This is a genomic window from Enterobacter cloacae complex sp. 394I7 (assembly GCF_057320345.1).
This window is the reverse complement of sequence record NZ_JBXWCR010000003.1, coordinates 53936-66243: the sequence shown is the minus strand read 5'-3', so window position 1 is coordinate 66243 and position 12308 is coordinate 53936. Positions and strand designations below refer to the sequence as shown.

Annotated in this window: 11 protein-coding genes; 2 read left to right on the top strand and 9 right to left on the bottom strand. The window is 56.7% G+C overall.

All coding sequences use genetic code 11. The annotated features are described in order from the left end of the window. Positions 1–40: 40 nt before the first annotated feature. The 9 genes from panD to thpR all read right to left on the bottom strand — a co-directional run bounded on the left by panD (position 41) and on the right by thpR (position 7001). On the bottom strand, positions 41–421 hold the full coding sequence (panD, locus tag AC2FAP_RS13760) for an aspartate 1-decarboxylase (protein WP_014168672.1): 381 nt from the start codon (positions 419–421) through the stop codon (positions 41–43). A gap of 56 nt (positions 422–477) precedes the next feature. Next, positions 478–1329: a pantoate--beta-alanine ligase gene (panC, locus tag AC2FAP_RS13755; RefSeq protein ID WP_025205376.1), complete on the bottom strand. Its 852-nt coding sequence runs from the start codon at positions 1327–1329 to the stop codon at positions 478–480. A gap of 11 nt (positions 1330–1340) precedes the next feature. Beyond that, a complete protein-coding gene (gene panB, locus AC2FAP_RS13750) occupies positions 1341–2132 on the bottom strand; it encodes a 3-methyl-2-oxobutanoate hydroxymethyltransferase (RefSeq protein WP_014168674.1) in 792 nt (263 codons plus the stop codon). A 122-nt stretch (positions 2133–2254) separates the two neighbouring features. Next, positions 2255–2734: a 2-amino-4-hydroxy-6-hydroxymethyldihydropteridine diphosphokinase gene (gene folK / locus AC2FAP_RS13745; protein WP_032679634.1), complete on the bottom strand. Its 480-nt coding sequence runs from the start codon at positions 2732–2734 to the stop codon at positions 2255–2257. Continuing rightward, a complete protein-coding gene (pcnB, locus tag AC2FAP_RS13740; RefSeq protein WP_071605427.1) occupies positions 2731–4128 on the bottom strand; it encodes a polynucleotide adenylyltransferase PcnB in 1398 nt (465 codons plus the stop codon). Before pcnB ends, folK begins: the two co-directional genes overlap by 4 nt. A 42-nt stretch (positions 4129–4170) precedes the next feature. After that, positions 4171–5061, bottom strand: coding sequence for a tRNA glutamyl-Q(34) synthetase GluQRS (gene gluQRS, locus AC2FAP_RS13735; RefSeq protein ID WP_449541884.1), 891 nt, complete (start codon positions 5059–5061; stop codon positions 4171–4173). A 59-nt stretch (positions 5062–5120) separates the two neighbouring features. Further along, a complete protein-coding gene (gene dksA, locus AC2FAP_RS13730; protein WP_001155232.1) occupies positions 5121–5576 on the bottom strand; it encodes an RNA polymerase-binding protein DksA in 456 nt (151 codons plus the stop codon). 176 nt (positions 5577–5752) lie between these two features. Further along, on the bottom strand, positions 5753–6457 hold the full coding sequence (gene sfsA, locus AC2FAP_RS13725; RefSeq protein ID WP_014168679.1) for a DNA/RNA nuclease SfsA: 705 nt from the start codon (positions 6455–6457) through the stop codon (positions 5753–5755). Continuing rightward, positions 6447–7001 carry an RNA 2',3'-cyclic phosphodiesterase gene (thpR, locus tag AC2FAP_RS13720; RefSeq protein WP_449541883.1) on the bottom strand — a complete coding sequence of 185 codons (555 nt, stop codon included), beginning with the start codon at positions 6999–7001 and terminating at the stop codon, positions 6447–6449. The genes sfsA and thpR overlap by 11 nt, the downstream gene beginning before the upstream one ends. A gap of 73 nt (positions 7002–7074) precedes the next feature. Here thpR and hrpB point away from each other — a divergent pair, with 73 nt between their 5' ends. After that, positions 7075–9504: an ATP-dependent helicase HrpB gene (gene hrpB / locus AC2FAP_RS13715; protein WP_148576524.1), complete on the top strand. Its 2430-nt coding sequence runs from the start codon at positions 7075–7077 to the stop codon at positions 9502–9504. A 176-nt stretch (positions 9505–9680) separates the two neighbouring features. Further along, complete coding sequence (gene mrcB / locus AC2FAP_RS13710; RefSeq protein WP_025205202.1) at positions 9681–12206, top strand: bifunctional glycosyl transferase/transpeptidase; 2526 nt, start codon at positions 9681–9683, stop codon at positions 12204–12206. Positions 12207–12308 lie beyond the last annotated feature (102 nt).

The following is a 12308-nucleotide window of genomic DNA, read 5'->3' as shown; positions in this document are numbered from 1 at the left end:
GGTGAGAGAAGGCTGTGAACGGTTCACAGCCTTCAGGATATCAGGCAACCTGGACCGGAATGGCTTTCGCGGTGCGTTTCATTTCGTTGTCGCCTTCGAAGTACGCCACTTTTGGCTGCCAGCGACGGGCTTCTTCGTCAGACATCATCACGAAGCTGGCGATGATAACGATATCACCGACGTCAGCACAGTGAGCGGCAGCGCCATTCACGGAGATAATTCTGGAGCCGCGTTCCGCCGCGATCGCATAGGTAGAGAAGCGCTTACCGTTATTCACGTTCCAGATATCAATGGCTTCGTTTTCAAGGATGCCCGCTGCATCAAGAAAATCCTGATCAATGGCGCAGGAGCCTTCATAGTGCAGGTCGGCCTGAGTGACTTTCACACGGTGAAGCTTACCTTGCAGCATTTTGCGAATCATTACGTTTACCTTTAATCATCATGCGTTAACCCCCGCGAACGAGGGGAGGTAGAGAGTTATGCCAGCTCAACCACTTTATTGTCGATAAGGCGTGCCTGACCGAGCCATGCAGCCACCAGAAGCACCGCGCGCTTGCTGGTATCGGTCAGCTCAAGCAGCGTATCGGCATCACGGATTTGGATATCGTCAGCGCGGAAGCCTTTGTCGTTCAGCGCCTGTTCGGCGAGGGCAACGATCTCTTCTGCACTCAGCTCTTTAGCCACAAGCTGTTCCGCCATGGTATTCATGACCTTGCTCAATCCCGGCGCGATTTTACGCTCATCCGCGGTAAGGTACCCGTTACGGGAACTGAGCGCCAGACCGTCTTTGGCACGCACAATCGGCACGCCCACGATCTCAATATCATAACCCATGTCGGCGACCATCTTACGGATCAACGCCAGCTGCTGGAAGTCCTTCTCACCGAAGCAGGCAACGTCGGGCTGCACCAGGTTAAACAGCTTGCTGACGATGGTTGAAACGCCGCGGAAATGGCCCGGACGGCTGGCGCCTTCCAGCATGGTTGAAATGCCCGGCACGTCCACGTAGGTCGCGTCCTCGGTCCCCTGCGGGTAGACGTCTGCAGGTGCCGGAGAGAAGACAATGTCCGCGTGGCGTTTTTTGAGTTTTTCGCAATCTTCCTGCAGGGTGCGCGGATAGCGCGCCAGGTCGTCGGCACGGTCAAACTGCATGGGGTTCACGAAGATACTGACCACCACGATATCTGCACGCGCTCTGGCTTCATCAACAAGCTTCATATGGCCGTCATGCAGGTTACCCATCGTGGGAACCAGTGCGATACGTTTACCTTCCTGACGTGCACGACGGATATGCTGGCGAAGCAGCGGCAGGGTTTCAATGATTAGCACAACAAGACTCCTTAATGGAAACTGTGTTCTTCACCCGGGTAAACACCGGATTCAACGTCGGCAATATACTGCCGCACAGCAGCACGCATGTCGCCTGCTTCTGCCAGGAAATTTTTGGCGAATTTAGGGATATGGCCGCCGGTAATACCAAAAGCGTCGTGCATCACTAAAATCTGACCGTCGGTAACGTTGCCTGCGCCAATGCCAATCACCGGAATCGACAGCGCCTCGGTGATGCGTTTTGCCAGTTCAACCGGCACACACTCCAGCACCAGCAGCTGTGCGCCAGCGGCTTCCAGCGCCAGGGCATCCTCAAACAGTGTCTGTGCTGCATCACCGCGGCCCTGCACCTTATAGCCGCCAAAAATATTGACGGATTGCGGCGTCAGACCCAGATGACCGCAGACCGGCACGGCACGTTCGGTGAGCATTTTCACGGTCTCTGCCAGCCAGGCTCCGCCTTCGATTTTGACCATATTGGCCCCGGCACGCATGACGGTTGCCGCATTCTCGAACGCTTGCTCTGGCGTCGCGTAGGCCATAAAAGGCAGATCGGAAAGCAGCAGACAGGCAGGTGCTCCGCGGCGCACGGCACGGGTATGGTAGGCAATATCTTCGACCGTCACCGGCAGGGTGGAATCATGGCCTTGTACCGTCATCCCTAACGAATCTCCGACCAGCATGACAGTGATACCCTCTTCGGCAAAAAGCTTAGCGAAGCTGTAGTCATACGCAGTAATGGTGGCGAAGCGTCTCTTTTCCTGTTTGCATTTCTGCAGTAAGGAGATGGTGGTTGGTTTCATACTGTTTCCTGATAGCCCAAAAGCGAATCTTTGCGCATTCTAACAGTAACATTTGAGGGAACAATGATTTTAGGCAACCGATTAACCACAATTCAGTGAGGGTTAACCGGTAAAAACGCGGATCACCAGCGGGCAGGTTTTTCTGCGTCGAGGCTATCCAGCACTGCCTTCAGCGAGAGGCCGTCAGGGAAGGTGAGGTCAGGGGCGACGTCGAACAGCGGCCAGAGCATAAAGCCGCGATTTTTCATGTCGTAGTGCGGAACGGTGAGACGGGGGGTGTTAATCACCTCATGGCCAAACAGCATAATGTCGAGATCGAGGGTGCGCGGCCCCCAGCGTTCGGCTTTGCGTACGCGGCCCTGCTGCAGTTCGATTCGCTGAGTATTATCCAGCAGCGTGTCGGCATCCAGCGCAGTGTCCAGCACCACGGCGGCATTCAGGTAATCAGGCTGATCCTGTGGCCCCAGCGGCGGTGTCCGGTAGAAAGAAGAGACCGCCACAATACGGCTTTGTGGGATTTCACCCAACGCCTGAACGGCAGCATTAACCTGCTCCAGCGGAGAGGCCAGATTGCTGCCGATGGCAATGTACGCCAGGGTCATGCCGTACCTTCACGGCGCGGCGCACGTTTGCGCGGACGACGGTGGCGACGACGCGGCGTCGGTTCGTCATCGAGGTCGACGAGCATATCTTTCTGCTCTGGCGGTGCTGAAACCTGGAATTCGCCCCACCACTGCGCCAGACGCTGCAGTTCCTGGTTCCGTTCAATTTCAGCACGCAGCGACAGTAAATCGAACGCAGCGCGGAATTTAGGATGCTCCATCAGCTTCCAGGCGCGTTTACCCTGACGACGAGACATGCGCAGCTGAAGCTGCCAGATATCACGCACCAGCGTGGTAATACGTTTTGGAATGGCGAGCGTGCGGCAGGCTTCATCCAGCACGTCATTTGCGGCCAGCGCAAACGCATCGTAGTAGGCCAGACCGCTTTCCTGCGCAATTCTCTGCGCTGCTTCCAGCAGCGGATACCAGAACATCGCGGCAAACAGGAACGCCGGGTTCACACGCATATCGTTGTGAATGCGGGTATCGGTATTCTTCAGCACCTGCGCAATCATGCGTTCCATTGGGCTGTCACCGTTTTCGGTAAAGCAGCGCGTAATGGTCGGGAACAGGGGCTGGAAAAGGCTGTATTCGCGTAGCAGCTTGTAGGTTTCGTAGCCGTAACCGGCCTGCAGCAGCTTCAGCGCCTCTTCAAACAGACGGGCTGGCGGCACGTCGTTAATCAGCGTCGCCAGACGCGGTATCGGCTCTGCGGTTTCCGGGCTGATGCGCATTGAGAGTTTGGCGGCGAAACGTACGGCGCGCAGCATACGCACCGGGTCTTCACGATAACGCGTTTCCGGCGTGCCGATCAGGCGAATCAGACCGTCTTTCAGGTCCTGCATGCCGCCGACGTAATCACGGACGGTGAAATCTGCCACGCTGTAGTAAAGGCTGTTGATCGTGAAATCGCGACGCTGGGCATCTTCTTCGATAGAACCGAAGATATTGTCCCGCAGCAGCATGCCGTTCTGGCCGCGCTGGGAGGTGGTGCGATCGGATTCGCCCGCTTCGTGGTGACCGCGGAAGGTCGCCACTTCAATAATTTCCGGCCCAAACATGACGTGAGCAAGACGAAAACGACGGCCAACAAGGCGGCAGTTACGGAATAATTTGCGCACCTGCTCTGGCGTGGCGCTGGTCGTCACGTCGAAATCTTTTGGTTTTTTGCCCAGCAGTAAATCACGCACCCCACCGCCAACGAGATAGGCCTCGTAGCCTGCTTTATTCAGACGATAGAGCACCTTGAGGGCATTTTCACTGATATCTTTGCGGGAAATATTGTGCTGCTCACGTGGAATAACCGACATGCGGTTTTGCGCAATAGCGTCGTTCGCCATGCTCTCTTCGCGGCTTAGCACTTTACGGCAAAAATTAGCGACTCGGGTAAAAATAGTACACCTCGTAGTGTGTTTTGTTATGAAAAAAGCGGCTAATCATAGCTCAGCGCAACGCATTTGAGAATGCTGGATTTTTGGCACGGTCGTCAGCGTCCAGTTGGCGATCGCCATTTTCAGCAGTTCGTCAATTCGCAAATCCTGCCATTCGTTGGTTACATTCTGGTTGAGAAATCGCAGCGCGTCGATCAAAACAGGGCGCGGATCGCCGTCTGGCAGGGCGGGCGCATGATTTTGTTTTGACAGCTTAAAGCCCTGTTCATTGACCGCCAGCGGCAGATGAATGTAATCCGGCGCGTTCCAGCCAAACTGGTGATAGAGCGATATTTGTCGCACGGTAGGTTTCACCAGGTCAGCCCCGCGCACAATTTCCGTCACGCCCTGGAAATGGTCATCAACCACAACCGCCAGGTTATAGGCGAACAGGCCGTCACGGCGGTGGATAATAAAATCTTCGCGTGCAAGACGTTCATCCGCATGGATCTCGCCGGAGAGTAAATCAGTAAAGTGCGTCACCGGGGCATGCTGCTTTATGCGCACGGCGGCCAGTTCTGGGCCGTTATTGCGCGTGCGGCAGTGGCCGTCATAGACGCCACCCGCGCTCTGAATACGCGCGCGGGTGCAGGTGCAGTAGTAGGAGAGCCCTTGTGCGTGGAGCCACGCCAGGCGTTCCCGGTAGGCATCATGTCGCCTTGACTGCCAGAGGACGTCGCCGTCCCAGTGAAGACCGTAATGTTCCAGCTGACGCAGAATGGTATCTGCTGCACCGGGAACTTCACGCGGAGGATCAATATCTTCAATGCGGACCAGCCATTTACCGTGACGGGCGCGAGCCTGCAGGTAGCTGCCGAGGGCGGCAATTAATGAGCCGAAGTGTAATTCACCAGAAGGGGATGGCGCGAAGCGCCCAATATAGTGTGATTCAGACATATCAACAGTAACAAGGCGGGAGAAACTCCCGCCTTTGGAGTGTGTAAACAGCGCTGGTATTAACCGGCCATCTGTTTTTCGCGGATTTCTGCCAGCGTTTTACAGTCGATGCACAGATCGGCGGTTGGACGCGCTTCCAGGCGACGAATTCCGATTTCAACACCGCAGGATTCGCAGTAGCCAAAATCTTCGTCTTCGACTTTTTTCAGCGTTTTTTCGATCTTTTTGATCAGTTTGCGTTCGCGGTCACGGTTACGCAGTTCGAGGCTGAACTCTTCTTCCTGAGCGGCACGGTCTACCGGGTCCGGGAAGTTAGCAGCTTCATCCTGCATATGAGTAACGGTGCGATCGACTTCATCCCTGAGTTGATTACGCCATGCTTCAAGAATACGCTTGAAGTGCGACAGCTGGGCTTCGTTCATATACTCTTCGCCCGGCTTCTCTTGATACGGCTCCACCCCAGCGATGGCGAGAATACTCAGGGACGATGTTTTACGGTTTTGCCCTTCTTGCATGTTGCTTCTCCTTAACACGCACTATCGATCCCCGTGTTGGGGGAAAAATCAGGTCGCTATAAATAGCAGATGCTTTTCCGTATGGCAATTATCTAAACGTAACACTTGACAAGCCTGTGAGGAAAAGCGTATTTGCGCACGCGGCCAGAACACTTAATAGTCAATCGTCTAATCCCTTATAAGACAATGGGAAGAGAGGATCTCAGAGTCATATTATCGGCAGAAAGTTCCGCTTTATAAGCCAAAACCTCCACCCCCTGCTTTTGTGCCTCATTCAACAATTGCGCGTATTTGAGATCAATATGGCGGGCTGGAGAAAATCGTTCAATGGCTGAATGTAAAACCGCAAACAGCAATACGGCGCGTTTGCCCGCCGCCGCAACACTCATCAGCTCCCGCAGATGCTTCTGCCCCCGTAGCGTGACCGCATCCGGGAAGTAGCCGTTTTCCTGTTCCGCTAACGTCACTGATTTTACTTCAATATAGCACTCGGGCCGGTCTTCCGCCTGTAACATGAAGTCAATTCTGCTGCTTTCATCGCCATATTTAACTTCACTTTTATGCGTGCCATACCCCACCAGTTCGGGCAGGGTGCCAAGGGTCAATGCTTCCTTAACTAATTGATTGGCGCGCAGGGTATTCACGCAAATAAATGCCCCGTTTTGCGTCTCGGTCATTTCCCAGGTATGGGCATATTTGCGTTTAGTATTTTCTGAAGTGGAATACCAGACCGTGTCACCCGGCGTCGCACAGCCGGTCATGGCACCGGTGTTCGGGCAGTGCAGCGTGAGCTGTTCACCTTCGGGGGTGATCACGTCAGCGAGAAAGCGTTTGTAGCGTTGAACCAGCGTGGCGTGCTGCAGGGCAGGACTAAACTTCATCAGAATTCCTTAGGGTATCGCCCAGCGACCAGCGCTGTAGCGGCGTATAACGGGTGCGTCCTTGGGTAAAGACCGATTCGTAAAGCGCGAAGGTATTGACCTCAACGTCCCAGTGAAAGCCGGGTGGCGGAATGGCAACGGCCTGACCGGCATCGCGCAGCAGGGTGATATGCGGATGAAACGGCTGCGGACTCTGGTAACACCCGCTGCGAGCCGCCTGGGCGCGCAACATGCTGGCAAGCTGTAAAAGCTCGCGGGGCGGCTGGCGCGTGCCCAGCCAGACCACGCGTGAGCGCAGCCACTGGCCCGCGTCGTCGAGGTGCAGCGTAAACGCCGGCTGAGAAATGCGGCCAGCCATTGCTGCCAGCGCGCGCTGTTTTTCGGCGCTGACATCGCCCAGAAAGGCCAGCGTCAGGTGCAGGTTTGCCGCCGCGATCGGACGGCCTGCGTCCTGGGGAAAATGGCTGGCTCGCCAGCGAACGATTTTTCGCTGCAGCGTGGAGGGCAATTCTATGGCAAAAAACAGCCGTTTCGACTCAGACATACAGGGGACTCGGTAATGGTATGCGCCGATGCTACAATGTACGCCGACTAATGTTAACCCTCTGGAGTTGTTAGTGTCCTCATTGCCGGTCGCAGTCGTCCTTCCTGAGCTTCTTGCTGCCTTACATCATGCCCCGCAGGTTTTACTTAACGCCCCGACGGGCGCAGGTAAATCTACCTGGCTGCCGCTGCAGATCCTTAAAGAGGGTACTGTCCGCGGGAAAATTATCCTGCTGGAGCCGCGCAGGCTGGCCGCACGGAACGTGGCGCAGCGCCTGGCGGAACTGCTTGGTGAAAAGCCGGGCGAGACGGTGGGCTACCGTATGCGCGCCGAAACCTGCGTTGGCCCGTCCACGCGCCTTGAGGTGGTGACCGAAGGGATCCTGACCCGCATGCTGCAAAACGATCCGGAGTTAAACGGCGTCGGGCTGGTGATTCTGGATGAATTCCACGAGCGTAGCCTGCAGGCAGATCTGGCACTGGCGCTGTTACTTGATGTTCAGCAAGGGCTACGCGACGACCTCCGGTTGCTTATCATGTCCGCTACGCTGGATAACGAGCGACTGCAGCAGACGTTGCCCGACGCGCCGGTTATCGCCTCCGAAGGCAGAGCATTTCCCGTTGAGCGTCGCTATCAACCATTGCCTGCCCATCAGCGTTTTGACGACGCGGTAGCCATCGCAACCGCCGAATTGCTCCGCCAGGAATCGGGATCGCTATTGCTGTTTTTGCCAGGCGTAGGCGAGATCCAGCGCGTGCAGGACCAACTGGCTTCCCGGGTGGGAAGTGACGTGCTGCTTTGCCCGCTCTACGGCGCGCTTTCGCTGGCGGATCAGCGTAAAGCAATCCTGCCCGCGCCCGCGGGGCAGCGTAAGGTGGTGCTGGCAACCAATATTGCCGAAACCAGTTTAACCATAGAAGGCATTCGCCTGGTGGTGGACAGTGCGCAGGAGAGGGTGGCGAGCTTTGACGCGCGCACCGGGCTGACTAAACTGCTGACGCAGCGCATAAGCCAGGCGTCGATGGTTCAGCGAGCAGGCCGTGCGGGACGTCTTGAGCCCGGTATCTGCCTGCATTTGACCAGCGCGGAGCAGGCTGAGCGCGCTGCACAGCAAAGCACGCCGGAAATTTTACACAGCGATCTGGCGGGGCTGGTGATGGATCTTCTGCAGTGGGGATGCCCGGATCCGGCACAGCTAACCTGGCTTAATCCTCCACCCGCCGCGAACCTTGCTGCTGCCCGGACCTTACTGAACCGCCTGGGGGCGCTTGATGGTGAGCGATTGTCATCCCGCGGGCAAAAAATGGCCGCGCTGGGCAATGACCCTCGCCTGGCGGCGATGCTGGTGGCCGCGCAGGGGGAAGATGAAATTGCTACGGCGGCGAAACTGGCGGCTATTCTTGAGGAGCCACCACGCGGTGGCAGCAGCGATCTGGCGCAGGCCTTTTCCCGCAATCAGGGGAACTGGCAGCAGCGGGCGCAGCAGCTTTGCCGGCGACTTAACGGCAAAGCCGGGTCGCCAGACAGCGCGGCTATCGCGCCTCTGTTAGCGCAGGCGTTTCCCGACAGGATCGCACGTCGTCGCGGTCTGGACGGGCGATATCAACTGGCCAATGGCATGGGTGCGATGCTGGACAGCGATGACGCCATGACGCGTCACGAATGGCTGATTGCGCCGTTACTGTTACAGGGTAGCCACTCCCCGGACGCGCGTATTTTACAGGCTATCGCGGTGGATATTGACGCCCTGACGCGTGCCTGTCCGCAGTTGGTCCAGCAATCCGATACCGTGGAATGGGATGAGGCTCAGGGCACGCTGAAGGCGTTTCGTCGCAGCCAGACAGGTAAACTGATCCTCGGCACCACGCCGCTGGCAAAACCGTCGGAAGAGGTGCTGCATCTGGCCATGCTGAACGGCATCCGGGACAAAGGGTTAGGGGTGTTGAACTGGACGCCAGAGGCGGAACAGTACCGTATTCGTCTTCACTGTGCCGCACGCTGGCTACCGGAGTATGACTGGCCCGCGGTCGATGATGAGACATTGCTGGCCTCGCTTGAACGCTGGCTGCTGCCGCAAATGCACGGTGTACACTCGCTGCGTGCGCTAAAAGCGCTTGATGTTAAGGTCGCGTTACAGAATTTACTGGACTGGTCATTACGTCAACGTCTGGATAGTGAACTGCCAGGGCATTACACTGTGCCGACCGGAAGCCGGATTGCCATTCGTTATCACGAGGATAATCCTCCGGCGCTGGCGGTACGTATGCAGGAAATGTTTGGAGAGGCCACCACGCCTTCTGTGGCGCAAGGGCGCGTCTCTCTGGTGCTGGAGCTGTTGTCGCCAGCCCATCGCCCGTTACAGATTACCCGCGACCTGGGGGCATTCTGGGCGGGGAGCTACCGTGACGTGCAAAAAGAGATGAAGGGGCGGTATCCCAAACATGTCTGGCCGGACGATCCGGCAAATACGGCACCGACACGACGGACGAAGAAGTATTCGTGACGGGCGTGGCTGGGAACGTGCGGCTTGATGCCCTCACCCGCAGGGTGCGGGAGAAAATACTAAAGACGTTCCTGTCTGGAAGGTCTTGCTGTTTACTTTGAGAGATTTCTTCTTTCACAGGCCAGTGGAAGAAAAGAGAATCGGGCCCTTGCGCCTGAAAGTTGCGGAGAAAAAGCATGGCGGGGAATGACCGCGAGCCAATAGGACGTAAGGGAAAACCAACGCGTCCGGCGAAAGAAAAGGTAAGCCGTCGTCGCCTCAGAGATGAGGACTATGACGATGACTATGAAGACGATTATGAGGATGAAGAACCGATGCCGCGTAAAGGGAAAGGCAAAGGGCGTAAGCCTCGGGGCAAGCGCGGCTGGTTCTGGCTGTTGCTGAAGCTGTTCATTGTATTTGTTGTGCTGATGGCGATTTACGGCGTCTATCTGGATCAGAAGATCCGTAGCCGTATCGACGGAAAAGTCTGGCAACTGCCTGCGGCGGTGTATGGCCGCATGGTGAACCTTGAGCCAGATATGTCCATCAGCAAGAACGAGATGGTGAAACTGCTGGAAGCCACCCAGTATCGTCAGGTGTCGAAAATGACGCGTCCTGGCGAATTTACCGTGCAGGCGAAAAGCATTGAGATGATCCGCCGTCCGTTTGATTTCCCGGACAGCAAAGAGGGCCAGGTGCGTGCGCGTCTGACCTTTGACGGCGATCGTCTGGACACCATCGAGAACATGGATAACAACCGTCAGTTCGGTTTCTTCCGTCTCGATCCGCGTCTGATCACCATGCTCTCGTCGGCGAACGGCGAACAACGTCTGTTCGTTGCCCGTAACGGCTTCCCGGACCTGCTGGTTGATACCCTGCTGGCAACCGAAGACCGTCACTTCTATGAGCATGATGGCATCAGCCTTTACTCGATTGGCCGTGCGGTGCTGGCTAACCTGACCGCCGGACGGACGGTGCAGGGGGCGAGTACGCTGACCCAGCAGCTGGTGAAGAACTTGTTCCTCTCCAGTGAACGCTCTTACTGGCGTAAAGCCAACGAAGCGTACATGGCCGTACTGATGGATGCGCGTTACAGCAAGGATCGTATCCTTGAGCTGTACATGAACGAGGTGTACCTCGGTCAGAGCGGGGATAACGAAATCCGCGGCTTCCCGCTGGCAAGTCTGTACTACTTTGGTCGTCCGGTGGAAGAGCTGAGCCTTGACCAGCAGGCGCTGCTGGTGGGCATGGTGAAAGGGGCGTCCATTTATAACCCGTGGCGTAACCCGAAACTGGCGCTGGAACGTCGTAACCTGGTGCTGCGTCTGCTGCAACAACAGCAGGTGATTGACCAGGAGCTGTACGACATGCTGAGCGCACGACCACTCGGCGTTCAGCCGCGCGGTGGCGTGATCTCGCCTCAGCCTGCGTTTATGCAGCTGGTGCGTCAGGAGCTGCAAAGCAAGCTCGGTGATAAGGTGAAAGATCTCTCCGGCGTGAAGATCTTTACCACCTTCGATTCCGTGGCGCAGGAAGCCGCTGAAAAAGCTGCGGTGGAAGGCATCCCGGCGCTGAAGAAACAGCGTAAGCTGAGCGATCTTGAAACCGCGATGGTGGTGGTTGACCGTAACACCGGCGAAGTTCGCGCCATGGTGGGCGGTGCTGAGCCGCAGTTCGCAGGCTACAACCGTGCAATGCAGGCGCGACGTTCGATTGGTTCACTGGCAAAACCGGCAACCTATCTTACCGCCCTGAGTCAGCCTAACCAGTATCGCCTGAATACCTGGATTGCCGATGCGCCGATTTCCCTACGCCAGCCTAACGGCCAGGTATGGTCTCCGCAGAACGACGATAAACAGTTCAGCGGCCAGGTCATGCTGGTGGATGCGTTGACCCGCTCGATGAACGTGCCAACGGTGAACCTGGGTATGGCGCTCGGTCTGCCGGCGATTGTCGACACCTGGCAGAAACTGGGTGTGCCGAAAGATCAGCTCCATCCTGTTCCGGCGATGATCCTGGGGGCGCTTAACCTGACGCCGATCGAAGTGGCTCAGGCGTTCCAGACCATTGCCAGCGGGGGTAACCGTGCACCGCTTTCTGCTCTGCGTTCGGTGATTGCCGAGGATGGCTCCGTGCTGTATCAGAGCTTCCCGCAAGCGGAACGTGCCGTGCCAGCGCAGGCGGCCTATATGACGTTGTGGACGATGCAGCAGGTTGTGCAGCGGGGGACCGGACGTCAACTGGGCGCGAAGTATCCGGGCCTGCATCTGGCAGGTAAAACCGGGACCACCAACAACAACGTGGATACCTGGTTCGCCGGTATCGATGGCCGTGAAGTGGTGATCACTTGGGTAGGTCGCGATAACAACCAGCCAACCAAACTGTATGGTGCAAGCGGGGCGATGTCGATTTACCAGCGCTATCTGGCGAATCAGTCTCCGGTACCGCTGAATCTGGTGGCGCCGGAAGATATCGTCGATATGGGCGTGGACGGTTCCGGTAACTTTGTCTGTGGCGGTGGTATGCGTACCTTGCCTGTCTGGACCACCAACCCGGATTCGCTGTGCCAGCAAAGCCAGCCAGAGCAACCGACGGGTAACCCGTTCGAGCAGTCTTCTCAGCCTCAGCAGCAGCCGCAACAACAGCCGCAGCAGCAGAATGAGAAAAAAGACAGCGACGGTGTCGCGGGCTGGATTAAAGATATGTTCGGCGGTAACTAACGCCTCACATCCCCCCGAAAGGGGGGATTTTTTTACCTGTACTTTCCATTTCCTTAACCCTCGTTTTCATTCTGATTAACCCTTCGTTTTCTCTTGTTTATT

Coding starts and splice junctions, on each gene's coding strand:
- panD (WP_014168672.1), bottom strand. CDS start 421: ATGATTCGCAAAATGCTGCAAGGTAAGCTTCACCGTGTGAAAGTCACT.
- panB (WP_014168674.1), bottom strand. CDS start 2,132: ATGAAACCAACCACCATCTCCTTACTGCAGAAATGCAAACAGGAAAAG.
- folK (WP_032679634.1), bottom strand. CDS start 2,734: ATGACCCTGGCGTACATTGCCATCGGCAGCAATCTGGCCTCTCCGCTG.
- gluQRS (WP_449541884.1), bottom strand. CDS start 5,061: ATGTCTGAATCACACTATATTGGGCGCTTCGCGCCATCCCCTTCTGGT.
- dksA (WP_001155232.1), bottom strand. CDS start 5,576: ATGCAAGAAGGGCAAAACCGTAAAACATCGTCCCTGAGTATTCTCGCC.
- sfsA (WP_014168679.1), bottom strand. CDS start 6,457: ATGAAGTTTAGTCCTGCCCTGCAGCACGCCACGCTGGTTCAACGCTAC.
- thpR (WP_449541883.1), bottom strand. CDS start 7,001: ATGTCTGAGTCGAAACGGCTGTTTTTTGCCATAGAATTGCCCTCCACG.
- mrcB (WP_025205202.1), top strand. CDS start 9,681: ATGGCGGGGAATGACCGCGAGCCAATAGGACGTAAGGGAAAACCAACG.